The organism is Mesorhizobium sangaii (assembly GCF_014207355.1).
Taxonomy (GTDB): Bacteria; Pseudomonadota; Alphaproteobacteria; order Rhizobiales; family Rhizobiaceae; genus Mesorhizobium; species Mesorhizobium sangaii.
Genome location: NZ_JACHEF010000002.1, coordinates 928,489 through 948,661 on the forward strand (window position 1 = coordinate 928,489; position 20,173 = coordinate 948,661).

The 20,173-nt window shown below is 63.3% G+C and carries 19 protein-coding genes and 1 pseudogene; 3 read left to right on the top strand and 17 right to left on the bottom strand.

Annotation, left to right across the window (positions count from 1 at the left end; all coding sequences use genetic code 11):
• Positions 1 to 11: 11 nt before the first annotated feature.
• From HNQ71_RS13600 to HNQ71_RS13630, 7 genes are all read right to left on the bottom strand, one after another.
• The gene (locus tag HNQ71_RS13600) at positions 12 to 719 is read right to left on the bottom strand and encodes a DUF1045 domain-containing protein (RefSeq protein WP_184873049.1); all 708 of its coding nucleotides are present in this window, start codon (positions 717 to 719) and stop codon (positions 12 to 14) included.
• 254 nt (positions 720 to 973) lie between these two features.
• Complete coding sequence (gene iolB, locus HNQ71_RS13605) at positions 974 to 1,786, bottom strand: 5-deoxy-glucuronate isomerase (protein ID WP_184873050.1); 813 nt, start codon at positions 1,784 to 1,786, stop codon at positions 974 to 976.
• A 5-nt stretch (positions 1,787 to 1,791) separates the two neighbouring features.
• Complete coding sequence (locus HNQ71_RS13610; RefSeq protein WP_184873051.1) at positions 1,792 to 2,025, bottom strand: DUF3329 domain-containing protein; 234 nt, start codon at positions 2,023 to 2,025, stop codon at positions 1,792 to 1,794.
• A gap of 79 nt (positions 2,026 to 2,104) precedes the next feature.
• Positions 2,105 to 3,022, bottom strand: coding sequence for a myo-inosose-2 dehydratase (gene iolE, locus HNQ71_RS13615; RefSeq protein WP_184873052.1), 918 nt, complete (start codon positions 3,020 to 3,022; stop codon positions 2,105 to 2,107).
• A gap of 64 nt (positions 3,023 to 3,086) precedes the next feature.
• Positions 3,087 to 4,937, bottom strand: coding sequence for a 3D-(3,5/4)-trihydroxycyclohexane-1,2-dione acylhydrolase (decyclizing) (iolD, locus tag HNQ71_RS13620; RefSeq protein WP_184873053.1), 1,851 nt, complete (start codon positions 4,935 to 4,937; stop codon positions 3,087 to 3,089).
• 34 nt (positions 4,938 to 4,971) lie between these two features.
• Positions 4,972 to 6,906, bottom strand: coding sequence for a bifunctional 5-dehydro-2-deoxygluconokinase/5-dehydro-2-deoxyphosphogluconate aldolase (locus tag HNQ71_RS13625; RefSeq protein WP_184873054.1), 1,935 nt, complete (start codon positions 6,904 to 6,906; stop codon positions 4,972 to 4,974).
• 154 nt (positions 6,907 to 7,060) lie between these two features.
• A complete protein-coding gene (locus HNQ71_RS13630) occupies positions 7,061 to 7,906 on the bottom strand; it encodes a MurR/RpiR family transcriptional regulator (protein WP_167392076.1) in 846 nt (281 codons plus the stop codon).
• A 154-nt stretch (positions 7,907 to 8,060) separates the two neighbouring features.
• On the opposite strand from HNQ71_RS13630, the gene HNQ71_RS13635 reads away from it, so the two are divergent.
• The gene (locus tag HNQ71_RS13635; protein ID WP_184873055.1) at positions 8,061 to 9,170 is read left to right on the top strand and encodes a Gfo/Idh/MocA family protein; all 1,110 of its coding nucleotides are present in this window, start codon (positions 8,061 to 8,063) and stop codon (positions 9,168 to 9,170) included.
• Positions 9,171 to 9,191: 21 nt separating this feature from the next.
• On the opposite strand, the gene HNQ71_RS13640 is transcribed toward HNQ71_RS13635, so the two are convergent.
• Positions 9,192 to 9,896 (bottom strand): helix-turn-helix transcriptional regulator, encoded by a 705-nt coding sequence (locus HNQ71_RS13640; protein ID WP_184873347.1) that lies wholly within the window; start codon positions 9,894 to 9,896, stop codon positions 9,192 to 9,194.
• 127 nt (positions 9,897 to 10,023) lie between these two features.
• Between HNQ71_RS13640 and HNQ71_RS13645 the strand changes: the two are divergent.
• Positions 10,024 to 10,652 (top strand): annotated as a pseudogene (locus HNQ71_RS13645) (LysE family translocator).
• A gap of 47 nt (positions 10,653 to 10,699) precedes the next feature.
• Here HNQ71_RS13645 and HNQ71_RS13650 read toward each other — a convergent pair.
• The 9 genes from HNQ71_RS13650 to HNQ71_RS13690 all read right to left on the bottom strand — a co-directional run bounded on the left by HNQ71_RS13650 (position 10,700) and on the right by HNQ71_RS13690 (position 18,914).
• Positions 10,700 to 11,791: a 3-deoxy-7-phosphoheptulonate synthase gene (locus HNQ71_RS13650; protein ID WP_184873056.1), complete on the bottom strand. Its 1,092-nt coding sequence runs from the start codon at positions 11,789 to 11,791 to the stop codon at positions 10,700 to 10,702.
• Positions 11,792 to 12,011: 220 nt separating this feature from the next.
• On the bottom strand, positions 12,012 to 12,368 hold the full coding sequence (locus tag HNQ71_RS13655; RefSeq protein WP_184873057.1) for a hypothetical protein: 357 nt from the start codon (positions 12,366 to 12,368) through the stop codon (positions 12,012 to 12,014).
• Positions 12,328 to 12,606 carry a type II toxin-antitoxin system Phd/YefM family antitoxin gene (locus HNQ71_RS13660; protein ID WP_246461500.1) on the bottom strand — a complete coding sequence of 93 codons (279 nt, stop codon included), beginning with the start codon at positions 12,604 to 12,606 and terminating at the stop codon, positions 12,328 to 12,330. The genes HNQ71_RS13655 and HNQ71_RS13660 overlap by 41 nt, the downstream gene beginning before the upstream one ends.
• A gap of 86 nt (positions 12,607 to 12,692) precedes the next feature.
• Positions 12,693 to 13,487 (bottom strand): SDR family oxidoreductase, encoded by a 795-nt coding sequence (locus HNQ71_RS13665; protein ID WP_184873058.1) that lies wholly within the window; start codon positions 13,485 to 13,487, stop codon positions 12,693 to 12,695.
• Positions 13,488 to 13,524: 37 nt separating this feature from the next.
• Positions 13,525 to 14,520: an inositol 2-dehydrogenase gene (gene iolG / locus HNQ71_RS13670; RefSeq protein WP_184873059.1), complete on the bottom strand. Its 996-nt coding sequence runs from the start codon at positions 14,518 to 14,520 to the stop codon at positions 13,525 to 13,527.
• A 112-nt stretch (positions 14,521 to 14,632) separates the two neighbouring features.
• A complete protein-coding gene (locus tag HNQ71_RS13675) occupies positions 14,633 to 15,400 on the bottom strand; it encodes an ATP-binding cassette domain-containing protein (protein WP_184873060.1) in 768 nt (255 codons plus the stop codon).
• A 2-nt stretch (positions 15,401 to 15,402) separates the two neighbouring features.
• The gene (locus HNQ71_RS13680; protein ID WP_095083255.1) at positions 15,403 to 16,479 is read right to left on the bottom strand and encodes an ABC transporter permease; all 1,077 of its coding nucleotides are present in this window, start codon (positions 16,477 to 16,479) and stop codon (positions 15,403 to 15,405) included.
• A 97-nt stretch (positions 16,480 to 16,576) separates the two neighbouring features.
• Positions 16,577 to 17,518: a sugar ABC transporter substrate-binding protein gene (locus HNQ71_RS13685; RefSeq protein WP_184873061.1), complete on the bottom strand. Its 942-nt coding sequence runs from the start codon at positions 17,516 to 17,518 to the stop codon at positions 16,577 to 16,579.
• A 364-nt stretch (positions 17,519 to 17,882) separates the two neighbouring features.
• Positions 17,883 to 18,914 (bottom strand): LacI family DNA-binding transcriptional regulator, encoded by a 1,032-nt coding sequence (locus HNQ71_RS13690; RefSeq protein ID WP_184873062.1) that lies wholly within the window; start codon positions 18,912 to 18,914, stop codon positions 17,883 to 17,885.
• A gap of 167 nt (positions 18,915 to 19,081) precedes the next feature.
• On the opposite strand from HNQ71_RS13690, the gene HNQ71_RS13695 reads away from it, so the two are divergent.
• Positions 19,082 to 20,170, top strand: a complete 1,089-nt coding sequence (locus HNQ71_RS13695) for a fatty acid desaturase family protein (RefSeq protein WP_184873063.1) — start codon at positions 19,082 to 19,084, stop codon at positions 20,168 to 20,170.
• The last annotated feature ends 3 nt before the right edge of the window (positions 20,171 to 20,173 follow it).

A 20,173-nucleotide genomic window follows, 5' to 3' on the forward strand; every position in this document is an offset into this window, starting at 1 on the left:
GGCTGGGTTATTCAGGCGGTTTTTCTGGCCGGGCGGCGCCCAAGCGCGTGATGGGAGAGCACCATGAACGGTGCGCCCGGTTCGGTTTCGACAAACAGCGTCAACGCATCCACGAGCACCGGCTTTTGCAGCACCTCCGCGAACAGGCTGTCGATTGCTGCACGAAGACGAGGGCTTTCCTGTGGCCCCGCCCGGCCGGACAGCGTCATGTGGAAGCGGAAGGTCTCGAAGACGTAGGGATAACCCCACTGGCACAGATTGCGGAATTCGGCCGGCTTCAGCGAGTCCGGGCTGCGCCGTTCGATCTCCGCCTCGGTCAACGGTGCGCGAAACCGGTCGAAACCGAGCACCACGTCATCGGCAAAGCGGTTGAGCGGAGCCAGCGGTCCTTCCGGCACCAGTGCAAAGAAGCTATCGATCTGGCTGACGACAAGGCGCGGGATCGTCACCACCGGCGTTGCCTCGGCAAAATGGTCGAGTGCCGCGCGCAGCGAGGTCTCCGTCTCGTTGACAGCCAGCCTAAAGGGGGCTTTCAGCGTCGCGTGAAAACCGTAGCGCCGCGCCGAAGCGGTGTGGAAGGCGACTTCCGCCGCCGACAAATCGGCCACCGCCTCCACCGGCCTTGTCGCGCCACCAAACGGGTCGCGGCCAAGCCAATTGGCGGCGATCCGCGCCAGCGGCTCGTCCTGCCGGGGGGTGAAATAGATGGCGTAGCGCATGAGAAGTCCTCGTCAAAGCGCGCCGCCTTTGAAGAAATGCTGCGACGCGCTTTAAGTCTTTGTTTTTCGCATGTCGTGATCCCAAAACCGCTGCGCACTTTTGGGCGACATGCACTGGCCCCGCTGCCATAGGCGATTTCCATGACGGATTGACGAAGCTTTGAAGGGTTTTCGAAGGCGAATCGACCCGGCAGGTCCTTAGCCGACGATTTTCCCAAGCTGGACCAATAGCTTCACCCGAAACGGATGACCGGTTAGGCTTTCATCAGCCATTCGTGCTCGGGCGCGTTGTGGAATTTCCACGTCCGCTTCGGCCCGGCCATCACGTTGAGATAGTAGAGGTCATAGCCATGGCAGGCGGCGCAGGGGTGATAGCCCTTGGGCACCAGCACGACATCGCCATCCTCGATCGCCATGGCTTCATCCAGCGCGCGATGGCCATTCTTGTCGGCGTCGGTGTAGACGCGCTGGAAGGCAAAGCCCTGCGGCGGGTTGAGGCGATGATAATAGGTTTCCTCGAGATAGGATTCGGCCGGCAGATTGTCCTGGTCGTGCTTGTGCGGCGGGTAGCTCGACGTGTGGCCGCCAGGCGTGATGACCTCGACCACCAGCAACGAATCGGCCGGTTTGCCTTCCGGCAGGACGTTGGTGACGTAGCGCGTGTTGGTGCCCTTGCCGCGCACCTCCTGACCGAGATCCTCCGGTCTGATCACGCGCACCGGTAGGCCGCCGCCGAGGCCCGGTGCCGAGCAGACCGCGAGTTCCAGTTCGGTGTCTGCCGTAACCGACCAGTCGGAACCCTCGGGTACATAGACCGACCACGGTTTGCCCTCGAAGGGCGACATGCGCTCGCCGAGCAGCCCGAGGTCCCTGCCGCCGGCCGTCGCTTTGCCCTTGCCGGTGACGAACACCAGGCAGACCTCGCGATCGTCCGTTTTTCCCGAGGCGCTCTCGCCAGGCTTCAGCCGATGCAGGTCGAAACCGACATAGGTCCAGCCTGCGATCTGCGGCGTCACATGGGCGACGCGGCCATGGCCCTTGTTGGCCTTCACCAGCAGCTTCGACATCCGGTTCACTCCTTCGGTTCGGGCCCGGCCGCTGCCTTGCTCTCGTCGGTAGGCCTCTCGTCGGCCGGCTTGTAGAGATAGAAGAACTGCCACACGCCGTAGGCGGCGAAGCCGAGCGCTAGCACGCCCCAGAACGGCGTGCCGGTGGCGAATTCGATGATCGACCAGATGACGCAGACCGCGACGACGGCGACGCGCCGCCACAAAGGCCGGAAAAACGGGTGCTCGGAATCTTTCATCCGGCCAACCTACAGCAACCCGGCTTCGCCGAGAACCAGCGCGCCAGGCATTGGCAAAGCCGTGGGCATTGGCAAAGCCCTAGGCATTGGGAAAGCCCTGTGTCTCGACGGTGTAGCCGGCAGCCGTCATGACCCGCATCAATTCCTTGTGGCCGACCTCAGCCATCTTGAGCGGCGGGTTCTTCTTCGGATCCTGCTCGGCCTCGACCACGAACCAGCCCTCATAGCCATGGTCGGCAAACCGCTGCACGATGGCCCCGAAATCCAGCGAGCCGTCACCCGGCACCGTGAAGGCGCCGAGCGCGACGGCGTCGAGGAAGGATTGCTTGGTGCGGTCGAGCTTGTCGATCACGCCCATGCGCACGTCCTTCACATGCACATGGCTGATGCGCTTGTGATGATTGTCGATGGCGCGCAGGACGTCGCCGCCGGCAAAGGCCAGGTGCCCCGCATCGAGCAGCAGCGGAATGCCGGCTCCGGAATAATTCATGAACGCATCGAGTTCCGGCTCGGTCTCGACCACCGCCGCCATGTGGTGGTGGTAGGAAAGCGGCATGCCTTGTTCGGCGCACCATTCGCCAAATTCGGTGAGGCGCTTCGCATAGGCCTTCATCTCGTCGTTCGAGAGCTTCGGCTTGGTGGCAAGCGGCTTCGAGCGGTCGCCCTGGATCGAACGGCCGACCTCGCCATAGACGATGCAAGGCGCGTTCACCGCCTTGAACAGATCGATCATCGGCTGGATGCGATCCTTGTTGTTGCCGATGTCCTCATCGACCAGCGTGCCCGAGAACCAGCCGCCGCACAGCGTCACGTCGGCCGCCTTCAAGATCGGCAGCATGACATCGGGATCGTTGGGAAACCGCCGGCCCATCTCCATGCCGGTGAAACCGGCCGAGCGCGACTGGCGCAAACACTCTTCCAGCGACACATCATCGCTGAGTTCCACAAGATCGTCGTTCCACCACGCAATGGGGGACATGCCCAGTTTGGCTTTCAAGTCGTCACTCCAGTTTCAGTTCGTGTCTACCCTCCCACAAGGGGAAGGGTTGCCGGCGTTGGCATCAATCGCCAATGGTCTGCATCTGCCGTTTTTCGTCATAGGCCTTGCGCGCCGCGTTCACCTGGGCACGCGCCGACACCTCCGGCACCGCAACATCCCACCAATGGCCGCCGGCATCGGTCGAAACCAGCGGATCGGTGTCGATGACCAGCATGGTGGTGCGGTTGTTCTTCCTTGCCTTTTCCAGGGCGTTTTCCAGCCCTGCGATCGACGGCACTTTCTCGGCGATCGCCCCCATGCTCGCCGCATGCGCGGCGAAGTCGATATCGGGCAGGATTTCGTGGCGCGAGTCCTTCAGGAGATTGTTGAAGTTGGCGCCGCCGGTCGCCATCTGCAGCCGGTTGATGCAGCCATAACCGCGGTTGTCGAGCAGCACGATGGTCAGCTTGAGGCCGAGCATCACCGAGGTGGCGATCTCGGAATTCAGCATCAGATAGGAGCCGTCGCCGATCATGACGACGATCTCGTCGTCCGGCTTCGCCATCTTGGTGCCAAGGCCGCCGGCAATCTCGTAGCCCATGGTCGAAAAGCCGTATTCGGCGTGGTAGGAGCCGGGCGCGCCGGCTTGCCACAGCTTGTGCAGTTCGCCAGGCAGGCCGCCGGCGGCATGCAGCAGGGTTACGCCAGAGCCCATTGCGCGCTGCACGGCGCCGATCACCTGCGCGTCGGAAGGATAGGCGGCGTTGGTCGACGCCGTCACCTTGGCCGCCTCGGCCTGCCAGGCCTTCTTGCCGACGGCGGCATTGTCGGTCCAGCTTGCCGGCGCTTTCCAGCCCTTCAGCGCCGCGCCGAGTTCGGCCAGCCCCTCGGCCGCATCAGCGACCAGCGGCAACGCCCGGTGCTTGCCGGCGTCGAAGGGCTGCACGTTCAAGCCGATGATGGTCTTGCCGGATTTCTTGAACAGCGCCCACGAACCGGTGGTGAAATCCTGCAGCCGCGTGCCGATGGCCAGCACGACATCGGCCTCCTCCGCCAGCCGGTTGGCGGCCGAGGTACCGGTGACGCCGACCGCCGCCATGTTGAGCGGATGATCGTCCGGCAGCGAGGATTTGCCGCCTTGCGTCTCGCAAACCGGAATGCCGGCGCCCTGCACGAATTTCGCCAGCTCGTCCGAGGCCTGCGAATAAAGCACGCCGCCGCCGGCGATCACCAGCGGCTTCTTCGCCCCCTTGAGCGCTGCCACCGCGGCGGCAAGCTCATGGCGATCCGGCCGCGGCCGACGCTGGTGCCAGACGCGCTCGGCAAAGAAGCTTTCGGGATAGTCATAAGCCTCGGCCTGCACGTCCTGGCACAGCGACAGCGTCACCGGGCCGCAATCGGCCGGATCGGTCAGCACCTGCATGGCACGGCTGAGCGCCGGGATGATCTGTTCGGGCCGCGTGATGCGGTCGAAATACCGCGACACCGGACGGAAGCAGTCATTGACCGTCGCGGTGCCGTCGGAGAAATCCTCGGCCTGCTGCAGCACCGGATCGGGAATGCGGTTGGCGAAGACATCGCCGGGGAGAAACAGCACCGGCAGCCGGTTGACATGGGCGAGTGCCGCAGCCGTCACCATGTTGAGCGCGCCGGGTCCGATCGACGAGGTCGCCGCCATGAAGCGGCGGCGGAAATTGGCCTTGGCATAGGCGATCGCCGCATGCGCCATCGCCTGCTCATTGTGGGCGCGGAAGGTCGGAAGTTCGTCGCGCACCTCATAGAGCGCTTCGCCGATGCCGGCGACATTGCCGTGGCCGAAGATCGCCCAGACACCGCCAAAGATCGGGACTTTCTTGCCGTCGATCTCGGTCACCTGCCTGCTGAGAAAGCGGGTCAGCGCCTGCGCCATCGTCAGGCGGATTGTCTTGCTCATGGTGTTTTCCTCCGCAGTCCTATGCCGCGCCTTCTTATGCTGCTTTGCGGCCGCGCGCGGCAAGCCACGCTTCGGTCAACTGTTCGAAGCGCGTGGCCATGTCGGCGATCGCCTCGTCATCCGACATCTTGCCGGCCAGCCACTGTTCGGCCGAGTGGACGAAGATGGTGCGGCCGACGGCAAATCCCTTGACGATGGGCGCCTTCGCGGTCGCGGCAAAAGCCGCTTCCAGCTCGTCCTGCGGCGCTTCCAGGCCAAGCAGCACAACGCCCCGGCACCATGGATCGTGCTTGAGGATCACCGCTTCGATCTTGGCCCACGCCGCTGCCGAAGCCTGCGGTTCGAGCTTCCACCAGTCGGGTTTGATGCCGAGCGCGTAGAGTTCCTCCAGCGCGCGCGGGATCGTCTTGTCGTCGAGCTTGCCGTGTTTTCCGGCGATGATCTCGACCAGCAATTCCCTGCCGACCTTGCGGGCGGCCTCGAACAGCGCGCGCAGCTTCTGCTGCTGCTCTTCCTTCAAGGCCGCCGGATCGTCGGGGTGATAGAAGCACAGACACTTGATGCAGTGGTCGACAGGCCATTCGACGAGCTGCGAGCCGATGTCCTGCGAGAACTCGAAACGCAGCGGTCGCGACCCCGGCAATTCGACTGGCCGCCCGAGCCAGGCGAAGGGATGGCGGGCGAATTCGAACATCGCCTCGCGGCCATGCTTTTCATCGATCAGCATGCCGTAGCCGTCGCGACCGGCGGCGACCTTCGCTGCCGCCTTGACCGCCAGCACCTTGAAATCGCGGATGCGTGCGGGATCGGCACCGGCCTTCGCCGCCACATCTTCAAGCTGCACGCGATGATCGCAGGCGAGCGCCATCAGCGAGGGTACGTCACGGCGACGGGTGGTCGCCCAGTGGATGTGGTTGATCGCCTCGTCCTTGCGCAAGGCGAGATGCTTGCTGCCGTTCTTGAGGAAGAACTGCAACTCCTCGAAGGTCGGATATTCCGGCGCGCACAGCAGCCGCGACACGGCGAAGGCGCCGCAAGCATTGGCCCAGGTCGCCGCCGTCGCATGGTCTTCGCCACCCAGCCAGCCGCGCAGGAAGCCCGACATGAAGGCGTCGCCGGCGCCGAGCACATTGTAGATCTCGATCGGAAAGCCCTTGCCTACGACACCATCCTCGAGATCGTCGCTGATCGGCCCGTCATAGACGATGCAGCCCATGGCGCCTCGCTTCAGAACGATGGTCGCTGAAGACAGCGAGCGGATCGTCTTCAAGGCGCTCAGGCAATCATCGGCACCCGACGCGATCATGATCTCTTCTTCGGTGCCGACGATCAGGTCGCAATCGGGGAGCACTGTCTTCAGCTGGGCCGAGACCCTGTCGGATTTCACGTAACGCTCGAACCCTTCGGCATGGCCGGCCAGACCCCAGAGGTTGGGCCGATAGTCGATGTCGAACACCACCTTGCCGCCCTTGGCCTTGATGATTCGGATTGCCTTGCGCTGGGCGGCATCGCTGTTGGGGCGGGAAAAATGCGTGCCGGTAACGACGATGGAGCGCGCCGAGGCGATGAAGGCTTCATCGATGTCTTCCGGCGCCAGCGCCATGTCGGCGCAGTCTGAGCGGTAGAAGATCATCGGCGACACGCCCTCATCCTCGACCGACAGCAACACCAGCGCGGTCAGCCGTTCCTTGTCGGTTTTCAGCCCGTCGACACAAACGCCTTCGCGCGTCAACTGTTCGCGGATGAAGCGGCCCATCTGCTCGTCGCCGACGCGGGTGAGCAGCGCCGAGCGCAGGCCGAGCCGCGCCGTACCGACCGAAATGTTGGCCGGGCAGCCACCGACCGACTTGGCGAACGAGGTGATGTCCTCCAGCCGCGAGCCGATCTGTTGGCCATAAAGGTCGACGGAAGCGCGACCGATGGTGATGACGTCGAGCGGCGCCTGTTTCGCGTCCATGGCTTCGCTCATTGGAACCTCCCGTCAGTCTTGTTGTCTTGAGCAACGTATTTTGGGGTACACGCGCGAGCGGCAGCGTGGCGCCAGGAATATGAAATAATAATTCCAATCCATAGTCAATATGGAATGAGCATTCCCTGGTCTAAAATTGTCTTTCAGGTGCCTGCTAGGCCTTGCGCCTGCGGCCCGTGCTGCGCCGTTTTTCGCCGACGCCGACGGTCAGTGCCATGGCCAGCGCCATCGTCGCCGACAGCGAGCGGAAGCCGGCGAAATCCGCCTCGGCCACCTCGAACCAGATGCTGGCGAATTGGGCGAGCGGCGAAAACGAGCTGTCGGTGATGGCGACAATCGGCACGCCTTGTTCCGAAATGCTGCGCGCCTCCTCGATGGTGGCCGGCGCGTAAGGCGAGAAGCTGATGGCGATGACGGCATCCGCCGGCGTCGCGAATGCGATCATCTCGGCGTTCAGCCCGGCAGCCGATTCGATCAGCTGGTTGCGGATCTTCAGCTTGCCCAGCGCATAGGCGATGTAGGACGCCACCGGATAGGAGCGGCGCTTGGCCAGCACGTAGATGGTCTCCGCCTTTGCCAGCAGGGAAATCGCGTCTTCCAGATGCGCGTCGTCCAGCGTGCGCGAAATGTCGTTAAGCGAGGTGCTGGCCGCGGCGACGAAGCCGTCGAAGATCGCCCGGTGACCAGCGGCGCCCTCGGCCTTGGCACGCAGCGCCTGCAGGCGTTCATCATAGGAGGAATTGCGCTCGCGCAGCCGCTCGCGAAACACCTGCTGCAGGCTGGTGAAACCGTCGAAGCCAAGCTGCTGGGCAAAGCGGATCAAGGTCGATGGCTGCACGCCGGCCGAAGCGGCGATGCTGGCCGCGGTGCCGAAGGCGATGTCGTCGGGATTGTCGAGCGCGTAGGCGGCAATCTGGGCGATGCGCTTCGGCAGGCTTTCGCGCCGGTCCAGGATGGTGGCGCGCAGCGTCTCGAAGTCGCGAGGTACCCGTTCGTCCATCGTCGCTCTGTCCAGGCTCATCTATGGGTACCCTCTCTGCCCCATCATAGCGAGCCTGCGCAAGAACGCCATAAAAAATGAGGCAGACATTCCATTCCAAGAGAAAATGGACTAATTCATCCATCCAGCGCTTCAGGCAGTGGAGAAACGGAAAATGGTCGGCGTCGGTCTCATCGGCACGGGTTTCATGGGCAAATGTCACGCCATCGCATGGAGTGCCGTCGGCGCCGTCTTTCCCGACGTGCCCAAGCCTCGGCTCGTCCATCTCGGCGAGGTCAATGAGGACCTCGCCAGGCGCAAGGCCGGCGAATTCGGCTTTACCAAGGCATCAGGCGACTGGCGGGCCGTCGTCAATGACCCGGACGTCGATATCGTCTCGCTGACCACGCCCAACCAGTTCCATCCGGAAATGGCCATCGCCATCCTCGAGGCCGGCAAGCATCTGTGGTGCGAAAAGCCGATGGCGCCGAGCTTCGCCGAGGCCGAAGCCATGGCGGCGGCGGCGAAGAAGTCGGGCAAGGTCGCCGCCCTCGGCTACAACTATATCCAGAGCCCGGCCATCCGCCACATCGGCGCGCTGCTCGACGAGAAGGTCATCGGCGAGGTCAACCATCTGCGCATCGAGATGGACGAGGACTTCATGGCCGACCCGGAGGCGCTGTTCTTCTGGAAGCACGAAGCGGCTTCCGGCTACGGCGCGCTCGACGATTTCGCCGTGCATCCGCTGTCGCTGGTCTCAGCCCTGTTCGGTCGCGTCGCCAGCGTCATCTGCGACATGGCCAAGCCCTATGCCGACCGCAAGCTCGCTGCCGGCGGGCGCCGCGCGGTCGAGACCTACGATATCGCCAGCGTGCTGATGCATCTGGAAAACGGAATTGCCGGCACGCTGCTGGTCAACCGCTCGGCCTGGGGCCGCAAGGGCCGCATCGCCATCCAGATCTTCGGCTCGAAAGGCTCGATCCTGTTCGACCAGGAGCGGATGAACGAATTCCAGCTCTACCTCACCGCCGATCGCCCGACCGAACAGGGTTATCGCACCATCCTGGTGGCGCCGCACCACAAGCCCTACGACGCCTTCCTGCCGGCGCCCGGCCATGGCCTCGGCTTCAACGATCTCAAGATCATCGAGTGCCACGAACTGTTGATGCGGCTGGCCGGCAAGCCGGCGCGGATCATCGAGTTTGCCGAAGGGCTGGAGATCGAGCGCACCGTGCACGCCATGGCGCGCTCGTTCGACGAAAAGCGCTGGGTGGATGTGAGGTAGTCCGCTTCGCGATGGATCGCCTCAGCCGCTGGCGGCCTGGGCGGCGTTCGTCTCCCACCCGTTCACCCAGACCTGCCGCAAACGATCGCCTTCGCCCTTGAACCGTAGCCCCGTCGCCTGGCAATCCTCGATCCGGTCGCTGCGGAAATTTCGGATCGCCTGACGCAACTCGCACCAGGCGACGATGTTGGCGGTTTCGGCGTAATAGATCAGCGCAATCGGGCGGATGAGGCGCCTGGAGGCGCGGCCGAGTTCGTCGCGATAGGACAGGTCGAGCTTCTCCTCGTCGCGGATGGCGCGGCGTACCAGCGCCAGATCGACCGCACCGACCGAGGGCGCCGCGAATCCCCACGCATGCAACGCATTGGCGTCGAACGTCTGGCGCAAGGGCGGCGGCACCGCGCCGGCGATCTTGGCGCTGACGCGCTTGGCCGCCTGCTTGAGTTCGCTGTCACCCGTGCGCTCCAGCAGCGCCAGCGACAGAACGATCGCCTCCATCTCCTCGATCGAAAACATCAGCGGCGGCAGGTCGAAGCCGGGGCGCAGGATGTAGCCGATGCCGCGCCCGCCCTCGATCGGCACGCGCATCGCCTGAAGGGCTGCAATATCGCGATAGACGGAGCGCACCGTCACTTCCAGCTTTTCAGCCATCATGGCAGCCGTCACCGGCTGCCGCGCCAGCCGCACGATCTGGATGATCTCGAACAGTCGTGACGCCTTGCGCATTTCCTCACCCGCTCCGATCACAACTGACACTACATCGTCAGTAGGGCTGACCTATACGACGGCCTATCGAGTTGAAAATCAACACATTCCTCGGCGGCTCGGCCGGGCGAGGCGACAGGCAAGTGACATGGACTATGCGGATAATCTCTGGCTGTTCTTCCTCCTCCTGTTCGGCATCATCATCGTGCCCGGCATGGACATGCTTTTCGTGCTTGCCAATGCGCTGACCGGCGGCGGCAACAGAGGCCTTGCCGCGACCGGCGGCATCATGCTGGGCGGCATGGTGCATACGCTAAACGGCGCTGTCGGCGTCGGCCTGCTGATGCATTTCGTGCCGATCCTCTACAATCCGCTGCTGATTGTGGGCGCCGCCTACATGGCTTTCATAGGCCTGACGCTGATGCGCAGCTCGATCAAGGTCGGCCACGAGGGGCCTGCCGGTAGCCGCTCCGCATGGAAGGCGTTTCGCCAGGGGCTGGTGATCTGCCTGATCAATCCCAAGGCCTGCCTCTTCGTCTTTGCGGTCTATCCGCAATTTCTCAAGCCCGACTATGGTCCGATCTGGATACAGGTGGCCATCATGGGATTGATGACGGTGGCCGTGCCGTCTATGGCGGGCTTGCCATATCAGCCGGGCGCAGCCGCAACCTCCTGGTCGCCAATCCCCGGGCGACCGCATTTGCTGGCCGGGCGGCCGGACTGCTCCTGGTTGCGGTGTCGATGCTGACCGCCTGGCAAGGTTTGAAGGCGGCGTGAATTCCAGGCCCGAGCCTGGAAACACCGCCGCCCTATCCCCTGCCTTGTCAGGCCGCTCCCTGGCGGCTGTCGATCATGGCGCGGCGCGCTGAGCGGCGCCACTCGACGGCGCCGGCAAGGCCGTGCAGCACCGTCTCGGTGGTCGCCCAGTCGATGCAGCCATCGGTGATGCTCTGGCCGTAGACGAGCGGCTTGCCGGGCACCACGTCCTGCCGGCCGGCGACGAGATTGCTCTCGATCATGACGCCGATGATGCGCTCGTCGCCCGCCGCCACCTGGCCCGCGACATCGGCCGCGACCTTCGGCTGGTTCTCGGGCTTCTTGCCGCTGTTGGCGTGGCTGACATCGATCATCAGCCGAGGTGCGACGCCGATGCGGGCGAGTTCCACGCTGGCGGCCTCGACGCTCGTTGCGTCATAATTGGGCGCGATACCGCCGCGCAGGATGACGTGGCAGTCCTCATTGCCGGTGGTCGTCGCGATGCCGCTGCGGCCGCCCTTGGTCACCGCCATGAAATGATGCGGCTGGGCGGCCGATTTCACCGCCTCGGCGGCGATCCGCAGGTTGCCGTCGGTGCCGTTCTTGAAGCCGACCGGGCAGGACAGGCCCGATGCCAGCTCGCGGTGGATCTGGCTCTCGGTCGTGCGCGCGCCGATCGCGCCCCAGGCGACGAGGTCGGCAATGTATTGCGGCGTCGTCATGTCGAGGAATTCGGTCGCTGCCGGCAGGCCGAGATTGTTGACGGCGGAGAGCACGTTGCGCGCCATCCGCAGCCCCTTGTCGATGTTGAAGCTGCCGTCGAGGTCGGGATCGTTGATCAGGCCCTTCCAGCCGACCGTCGTGCGTGGCTTCTCGAAATAGACCCGCATGACGATCTCGAGCCGGTCGGACAAGGTCTCGCGCAGCGCCGCCAGACGGCTGGCATAGTCGACGGCCGCGACCGGATCGTGGATCGAACAGGGACCGACGATGACGAGCAGTCGATCGTCGGTACCGTTCAGGATGGCGTGGGTTGCATTGCGTGACGCGGCAACGGTGCGCGTCGCCGTCAGCGTGCGCGGGATCTCCCGCATCACCTGATCCGGCGTACTCAGTTCCCTGATTTCCTTGACCCGAAGGTCATCTGTGGTGGTCAACACGGCTTTCTGCTCCTGATTGGGAGACCTGCCGGCTGAAACAAAAAAGCCGCCAGGTCTGGCGGCTGTTCGGATCTTGTTGCTGCAATCTTCAGATCGAGCGCAATCCTCCCGCCGCCAGCGAGCTCCTAAAGTACCAATACGTGGCGGTCAGGTTGATCATGAGGCTCATATAGTCGAAGCGGAGGCGCTTGTCACCTACCTGATGAGACGACGCAGCGTCTCAGTTTGAAATGTGCTCCTGGCCCTGCGGAAACCAGATGCCGCGTCGAAACCAGTTGGCTCCGCCCATATTGGGCACGACGTGATTTTGTTCGAGATCGTTCATGTCCTTGATGATCTCGATGCTGACAATTTTCTCGGCGGACCCGAAGGCAAGCGCGAAGAGTTGCAGGGCATCGGCTTCCGACCGGGCGGTGATGCCGACACCAAGATGGCCGCTTGGCGTGATCCAATATGGATGCATCAGAGGTTCTCTTGCCACGCTCGCGGCGCCGGCCTTGTCACCTCGGACAGGACATTCGTATCGAGCAACAGCCTCACAGCAGTGGGTCACGCGGTTCGTCGCGCTGACGCTCAAGGTCGAGATCGAGGCTGCGCAGCGGCGACTCCAGCAAGAACTCGGCAAGCGTACCCTTGCGCGCGGTCTTGCGCCGCCATTCCTCCGCCGAGACAACAACCACGCTTGGCTTGCCGTTTCTGGTGATCGTCTGCGGCGAAGCCTGCGCGCACTCGATAACCACCGAGAGCCGGGCTTTTGCCTCGGCGACCGTCCAGATGGCACCCCCTTTGGGCACAGGCGGCATCTCGACCTCCATGACCTTCTGACCATCTTGACTATGCGGCAATGGCGATGTGGCGGCAACAGGAGCCGAGCTGTTTCTGGGCGTGAGTCCAGTTGCTGCTATTCGCCGATCACTCCAGCGATGTTCTGGTCGTAATCGACCAGCGACCCGGTCATCACGCCGGCCTGCGGGCTGATCATATAGGTGATCAGCCGGGCGAGTTGCGCTGGCTTGACCAACTGGCCCATCGGCTGCGCGGCCTCGGCCTTCGCCAGCCAGTCGTCCGGCGCGTCGTGCCATTTCTTCTGCACGATCGCCTCGCCCTCTGTGTCCATCCAGCCGGGCAGCACCGCGTTGCAGCGGATGCGGTTCTTTCGATAGGAGCTGGCGACATTCTTGGTCAGCGTCATCAGTGCGCCCTTGCTGGTCGAATAGGGCGTCAGGAAGGACTGGCCGGCATGCGCCGACATCGACAGCACGTTGACGATCGACCCCGGCGCCTTGCGCTCCAGCAGGTGGGCGACCACGCCCTGCATCAGGAAAAACGGCCCGCGCACATTGGTGTCGAAAATGGTGTCGAAAAGCTCTTCGCTCGTCTCGACCAGCGAACCGCGTGCCGACGTCGCTGCGGCATTGACCAGCGCGTTGATTGTCCCGAAATGCGAGATTGCGGTGGCGACCGCGCGCTTGCAGTCGGCGACCTTCGAGACGTCGGCGCTGATGAAGATCGCGTCGACGCCCGATTTCTTGAAATGGGCGACGGCCTTGTCGCCCTTTTCCTGCGAGCGGCCGATCAGCGCCAGCGCCCGGCAGCCCTCGTCGGCCAGCGCCTCGGCCACGGCAAAGCCGATGCCTTGCGCGCCGCCAGTGACAATGGCGCGCGTTTCATGATTGCGAGCGGCTGATGTGCTCATCGCTTTGCTCCTGTGGCTTGGACCCAGATTCCGGTTCTTACTTGTCGAGACGGACGGTCTTGCCCGATGTGGCCGACTTCAGCGCCGCATCCGCCAGCTTCAGCGCCACGAGGCCGTCAGCGCCGCTCGGCGCCGCCTTCTTGCCTGACGTCGTGGCGGCGATGAACGAGGCGATTTCGTTGGCATAGGCGTCGAGGTAGCGGGTCATGAAGAAGTCGTGCAGCGGCGGGCGCGTATAACCCTTCTCGTTGGCCAGCTCGATCGACACCGGACGCTGGTTCTCGGCCGCGATCATGCCTTTCGAGCCATGCACCTCGATGCGCTGGTCATAGCCATAGGTGGCTCGGCGAGAGTTGGAGATGACCGCCTGCTTGCCGGAAGCGGTCTCCAGGATGACGCTGACGCTGTCGAAATCGCCGGCGGCGCCGATCTTCTTGTCGACCAGCACCGAGGCGTGCGCGCTCACCGCCACCGGCTCCTCGCCGAGCAGGAAGCGCGCCATGTCGAAATCATGGATGGTCATATCGCGGAAAATGCCGCCGGAGCGCTTGATGTAGTCGATCGGCGGCGCACCTGGGTCACGCGAGGTGATGGTCACCATCTCGACGGCGCCGATGGCGCCGTCGTCGATCGCCTTGCGCACGGCGGCGAAATGTGGATCGAAGCGCCTGTTGAAGCCTACCATCAGCGTCGCCTTGGCCTTCTCGACCACGGCCAGGCACTTCTCGACGCGCTTGACGTCGAGGTCGATCGGCTTCTCGCAGAAGATCGCCTTGCCGGCCTTGGCGAAACGCTCGATCAAATCGGCATGGGTGTCGGTCGGCGTGCAGATGACGACGGCGTAGATGTCCTTGGATTTTTCGATGTCGTCGATGCTGCGCACTTCGGCGCCATAGGCGGTCGCCAGCTCGGTCGCCGCCTTCTCGAAGGCGTCGGCCACGGCGACCAGTTTGGCCTGCGGGTTGGAGCCGACGGCGCGGGCGTGGACCTTGCCGATGCGGCCGGCACCGAGGAGGGCGAAGCGGAGTACCATGGAATGTCCTTTGAGGATGGTTCGAAGCAGGGCGCCGGTCATGGGCGCGGGTGATGTTCCGGTCAAGACGACATCGACAGGGAGGCGGTGACCACCGCCTCCTTGCCCGGCCCTAGGCCGCGAGTTCCGCCTCTCCGGTCTTGGCGCCGGTGATGTAGGAGACGATATCGTTTCCGTCGGTGTCTTGCTTGCGCAGGTTGGCGACGATGCGGCCGCGGCGGAAGACGACGATGCGGTCGCAAAGGTCGAACACCTGGCGCATGTTGTGGCTGATCAGGATCAGCGGCTCGCCATTGTCCTTCAGCGTGCGGATGATGTTTTCGACCTGTGCGGTCTCCTGCACGCCGAGGGCTGCCGTCGGCTCATCCATGATGATCAACTTGGAGGCGAAGGTCGCGGTTCGGGCGATCGCCACGCACTGGCGCTGGCCGCCCGACATGTGGCGGATGGTGTTGGACAGATTGGGGATTTTCACCGCGGTACGGACAAGTGCGGCCTCGGTCGCCTTGCGCATGTATTTGCGGTCCAGGATCGAGAACGGTCCGAGATTGAACAGCACCTTTTCGCGGCCGAGGAACAGGTTCGACGGCACGTCGAGGTCGTCGGCCAGCGCCAGGTTCTGGAACACCGTCTCGATGCCCGCCTCGCGCGCCGCGATCGGCCCGGTGAAGTTCACTTCCTTGCCGTCGAACCAGATCTTGCCGTCGGTGCGTTGCTCGACGGCAGTGATCTGGCGCACGAAGGTCGATTTACCAGCGCCGTTGTCGCCCATGATGGCGACGTGTTCGCCCTTGCGCAGCTCGAAGTTCGCGCCTTCCAGCGCATGCACGCCGCCATAGTGCTTGGTCAGGTTTTCGGTCTTCAGGACGATGTCTGCCATGATCAAGCCCTCATTGCCCTAAGGCGTTGACGCCATTGGTCGAGAACGACTGCGCCGACGATGATCACGCCCTTGACCATCTCCTGGTAGTAGGCGTCGAGGCGCAGGAAGGTGAAGCCGGAGATAATGACGCCGAAGATCAGCGAGCCGATCACCGTGCCGACGATCGAGCCGCGGCCGCCCGACAAGGAGACGCCGCCGATGACCGCCATGGCGATCGCGTCGAGTTCGTACATCACGCCCATGCCCGACTGCGCGGTGAGGTTCTTGGAACTCAGCACCACGGCGGCGAGCGCGGCGAGCACGCCGGCGATGACGTAGACAAGGATCTTGTGGTTGGCGATCTTGATGCCGGACATGCGCGCGGCGTCCTCGTTGGAGCCGATCGCGTAACAGTGCTTTCCATATCTCGTGTAGGTCATGATCAGCTGGAACAGCACCGCCAGCGACAGGAAGATGATGACCGGCATCAGGCCTTTGCCGATTGCAGCGAAACTGTCGGTGGGAAACGAGATCGGCTGTCCCTTGGACCACCATTTGGCGATGCCGCGCGCCGTCACCATCATGCCGAGCGTGGCGATGAAAGGCGGAATGCGCGTGTAGGCAATCAAGGCGCCGTTGACCAGGCCGGCGAACAGCCCGCAGCTGATCGCGACCAGCAGCGGCACGATGACAGGCAGGTCGGTCCAGCCTTGCGCGAGGAACATCGCCTTGGGGTTGGGGTTGCCATTGACGGTCGCCACCTGGGCAAAACTCATGGCGATCATGGCTGTCGCGCCGACGATCGAACCCGAGGACAGGTCGATGCCGCCGGTGATGATCACTTGCGTCACGCCGATGGCGATGATGCCGACGATCGACACCTGCAGGATGATGATCTGCAGGCGCGCCTCGTTGAAGATCCCGCTGACGTCGCTGCGGGTGTTGAACAGGAAGCTGTCGCCGAGAAAGATCCGGCCGATCAGTTCGAAGACGACGACGAGGATGACAAGCGCCAGGAAAACGTTGATTTCGGCAGGCCACGCGCGCTTCTTCGCGTCGTAGCCGACCCCGCCGACGCCATGAGATGTCTGTGCCAAATCTTCTATCCTCCGTCAGCCACGGTCGCCCCTCGCTGCCTTGCCGGCGCTGAGGGAAGGGGAGCGGCGCTGAAGCGCCGCTCCGTATGCCCGTTGCTCAGTTCTTCTTCAGGAACTTGTCGATGTTCGCCGGCGTCACCAGCTGGAAGGGGACGTAGACCTTGTGTTCGACCTTCTCGCCCTTGGACAGTTTCAACGCCGCGTCCAGCGCGCCCGCGCCTTGGCCGGCCGCGTCCTGGAACACGGTTGCGTCAAGGTCGCCGGCCTGCATCGCGGCAAGCGCGTCCTGGGTGGCGTCGACGCCGCCGACCACGACCGCCTTCATGTCGATGTTGGCGGCCTTCATCGCCTGGATGGCGCCGATGGCGCTTTCGTCATTGTTGGCGATGACGCCATCGAACGGCTTGCCGGTCGACAGCCAGTTGGTCATCAGGTTCTGGGCCTCGTCGCGGTTCCAGTTCGACGTCTGCTTGTCGATGATCTTGATGAAGCTGCAATCCGGCGTGGCGATCACCTCTTCAATATCCTTGGTGCGCTGCACGGCGGCCTGGTTGGACAGCTCGCCCATGATCACATAGACATTGGCTTCCTTCTTGCCGGCTTCCTTGAACAGGCGGCAGACTTCCTTGGTCTCGAGCGTGCCGGAATCGGCCTCGTTCGAAGCGACGAAGGCCTGGTTTTCCGGCAGCTTGTCGACATTGACCGGTTCGCGGTTGACGTAGACCAGCGGGATCTTGGCGGCAGCCGCGGCGTCCGACATGGCCTGCGTGGCCGAGGTGTCGACCGGGTTGACGATGATCGCGTCGACGCCAGAGGCGGCGAAGTTCTTGATCTGGTCAAGCTGCTTGGCGACGTCGTTCTGCGCGTCCTCGACCTGCAACTCCACGCCGCTCATGCCCTTGGCCTGCTCGATCATGCCGTTGCGCAGCACGGTCAGGAAGTTGTCGTCGAACTTGGCCATCGATACGCCGACCTTGGCGGCCATGGCGGATGAACTCATCAGCGCCGCGAAAGCGACGCCCAAAATCAGTTTCTTCATTGTGTTTCTCCTCCACATATTGGTGTCCGGTTGCACCGATCTATCCGGAATCCCCGATCTCCCCGGGGAATCTCTCCCGATTGTCATTTCTGTCCCGGGCGACGTTTCCCGATTGCTGGAACGTCAAACCTTCTGTTTGAAACAGATGTTCCGGAACGAAAGAACCAAAATATATAGCTGGTGAAATATTTATTCCATTTTGCCTCCGGGCGTCAAGGGAGATTCCAAAACCGGATGCGCGATTTTCGGATGACGGGCACCGATCACTTCGTCATCCCGGGGACTCCGCGACGCTGCTTCCCTCCTGCTCGGCCCTGGGAAGACGAAGTTCAGGTTTCTCAGGCAATCTTGAAGGTCGACAGCGCTAGATATTTTCCGGCAGATAGATATCGAACGGCAGGAAGGTCTGGCCTGGCGCGTTCGCCGCACCTGTTTCGAGGGCATGTGCCATCAGGTCGACCAGTTCGCGGCAAAGTGCCGCCAGCGGCGTCGAGATCACCATCGTCAGGACACCGTCCGCCAAGGCGGAGCGCGATATGGCTGTGATCTCGTTGCAAATAACCGCGGGCATTTCGGCGGGCTTTGCTTGCCTGAGCGCGGAGACTGCGCCTTCCATGCCGCCGCCGGCGACATAACAGCCGACGAGATCGGGGTGCTGGCCGAGGAGGTCGAGCAGCGTGTCCTGCGTGATCTGGTTTGCTTCCAGATTGACCAATGTCTCAAGCAAGATGAATTCCGGCGCCTGCTCGCGAAAGAAGGAGCGAAAGCCGATCTCGCGCAGCTCATGGCCATGGAAGCGATGGCTGCCGACGAAGAGCGCGACCTTGCCCGGCCGTTTGGCGGCCTTCGAAATCATCCAGGCGGCGGTGCGGCCGACCTTGCGGTTGTCGAGGCCGACATAGCCTTCGCGAATGCCGGCGGCGAAGTCGGACAGCAGGGAAAACACCGGCAGCCCTTTCGCCTTCATCTCCTCGACGGCGACCGTCAGCGTCGGGTGATCCGGGCCGACCAAGGCGACGGCCCTGCATTTGGCCGCCAGCCTGCGCGCTCGCTCGACGATTTCGTCGGGGGCCAGCGAGTCCGCGAAGTCGATGATGGCGACACCGCGGAAACGCGGCGATCGCGACACGGCGAGTTCAAGCTCGCGGGCGAACTCGCTGTAGAAGACATAATTGCCCTTGAGCAGCAGGAAGCCCAGCCGGTACTCCGGCAATTCATGGCGCATCCGCTGCTTGATCAGGCCGGCCGCGTGATAGCCGATCTCGGTTGCCGCCTCGTAGACGCGGCGTGCCGTGTCCTCGCGAACCGGCAGCCGGCTGTTGAGCACACGGTCTACCGTGGCAACGCTGACACCGGAGATGCGCGCCAGGTCGGTGATGGTCGGCCGTTTTGCCATGCTTGCCTCATCGGGTTGCCTCGCCCGTCTTACATCATTCTGATAGGAAATGATAGAAACTATCTTTGTGATGTTGAGTCTATCATGCGTTGGCGTTATTTTCAGCCCTCGAAGCCAATGGATATCGGGCATTCGCCTGGCGAATGTCTTTGCCGTGGGAGGCAATCATGTCCACAACGCCGTCCCGGCGTGACTACAGCCTGATCGGCCGCGACGCCAAGCTCGCCGTCGAGACCGGCCTGTCTGCGGCCGAGTGGTATCACACCGACATCCCGCGCAAGCAGATGAAGGAGCTGATGCAGCGCTCCGACGGACCGGCGATCCGCGATACCATCATCTGGCTCGCCGCCCTGATCCTCAGCGGCGCCGGCGCCGCCTGGTTCTGGGGCACGTGGTGGTGCGTGCCGTTCTTCTTCGTCTACGGCGTGCTCTACGGCTCATCCACCGATTCACGCTGGCATGAATGCGGCCACGGCACCGCTTTCCGTACGCAGTGGATGAATGATGTGATCTATCAGATCGCCTGCTTCATGATCATGCGCAATCCGGTGACCTGGCGCTGGAGCCACACGCGCCACCACACCGACACCATCATCGTCGGCCGCGATCCGGAAATCTCGGTCATGCGGCCACCGGACCTGGTTCGCGTCGTCCTTGCCTTTGTCGGTGTGCTCGATGCCTGGCATGCAATGAGCGACATGCTGCGCAACGCGGCCGGCAACATCAGCGCGGCCGAAAAGACCTTCATTCCCGAGCAGGAGCAGCCAAGGGCAATCCGCTTCGCCCGCATCTGGACGGCGATCTATGCCGCCACCATCGCACTGGCGCTCTATACCGGTTCGTTCCTGCCCCTGATGCTGGTCGGCCTGCCCAGGCTCTACGGCGCCTGGCATCATGTCATGGTCGGGCTGCTGCAGCATGGCGGCCTAGCCGACAACGTCACCGACCACCGCCTCAACAGCCGCACCGTCTACATGAACCAGATCAGCCGATTCATCTATTGGAACATGAACTACCATGTCGAGCATCACATGTTCCCGATGGTGCCCTATCACGCGCTGCCGAAGCTGCATGAATTGGTCAAGCACGATTTGCCGGCGCCGACGCCGTCGATCCTGGCCGGCTATCGCGAGATGATCCCGGCCTTCCTGCGCCAATTGCGCAACGAAGACTATTTCCTCAAGCGCGAGCTGCCGCCCACCGCCAGGCCATATCGCGAGGAATTCCACAACGATGCCGTCGCGGCGGCTGAGTGATCG

What these genes read in the sequence shown, in the direction of transcription:
- iolD (WP_184873053.1), bottom strand. Translation starts at nt 4,937, where the DNA reads ATGAGCAAGACAATCCGCCTGACGATGGCGCAGGCGCTGACCCGCTTT.
- HNQ71_RS13685 (WP_184873061.1), bottom strand. Translation starts at nt 17,518, where the DNA reads ATGAAGAAACTGATTTTGGGCGTCGCTTTCGCGGCGCTGATGAGTTCA.
- HNQ71_RS13690 (WP_184873062.1), bottom strand. Translation starts at nt 18,914, where the DNA reads ATGGCAAAACGGCCGACCATCACCGACCTGGCGCGCATCTCCGGTGTC.
- iolB (WP_184873050.1), bottom strand. Translation starts at nt 1,786, where the DNA reads ATGTCGAAGCTGCTGGTGAAGGCCAACAAGGGCCATGGCCGCGTCGCC.
- iolG (WP_184873059.1), bottom strand. Translation starts at nt 14,520, where the DNA reads ATGGTACTCCGCTTCGCCCTCCTCGGTGCCGGCCGCATCGGCAAGGTC.
- HNQ71_RS13635 (WP_184873055.1), top strand. Translation starts at nt 8,061, where the DNA reads ATGGTCGGCGTCGGTCTCATCGGCACGGGTTTCATGGGCAAATGTCAC.
- HNQ71_RS13625 (WP_184873054.1), bottom strand. Translation starts at nt 6,906, where the DNA reads ATGAGCGAAGCCATGGACGCGAAACAGGCGCCGCTCGACGTCATCACC.
- HNQ71_RS13675 (WP_184873060.1), bottom strand. Translation starts at nt 15,400, where the DNA reads ATGGCAGACATCGTCCTGAAGACCGAAAACCTGACCAAGCACTATGGC.
- HNQ71_RS13665 (WP_184873058.1), bottom strand. Translation starts at nt 13,487, where the DNA reads ATGAGCACATCAGCCGCTCGCAATCATGAAACGCGCGCCATTGTCACT.
- HNQ71_RS13695 (WP_184873063.1), top strand. Translation starts at nt 19,082, where the DNA reads ATGTCCACAACGCCGTCCCGGCGTGACTACAGCCTGATCGGCCGCGAC.
- HNQ71_RS13600 (WP_184873049.1), bottom strand. Translation starts at nt 719, where the DNA reads ATGCGCTACGCCATCTATTTCACCCCCCGGCAGGACGAGCCGCTGGCG.
- HNQ71_RS13610 (WP_184873051.1), bottom strand. Translation starts at nt 2,025, where the DNA reads ATGAAAGATTCCGAGCACCCGTTTTTCCGGCCTTTGTGGCGGCGCGTC.
- HNQ71_RS13660 (WP_246461500.1), bottom strand. Translation starts at nt 12,606, where the DNA reads ATGGAGGTCGAGATGCCGCCTGTGCCCAAAGGGGGTGCCATCTGGACG.
- HNQ71_RS13640 (WP_184873347.1), bottom strand. Translation starts at nt 9,896, where the DNA reads ATGCGCAAGGCGTCACGACTGTTCGAGATCATCCAGATCGTGCGGCTG.
- HNQ71_RS13630 (WP_167392076.1), bottom strand. Translation starts at nt 7,906, where the DNA reads ATGGACGAACGGGTACCTCGCGACTTCGAGACGCTGCGCGCCACCATC.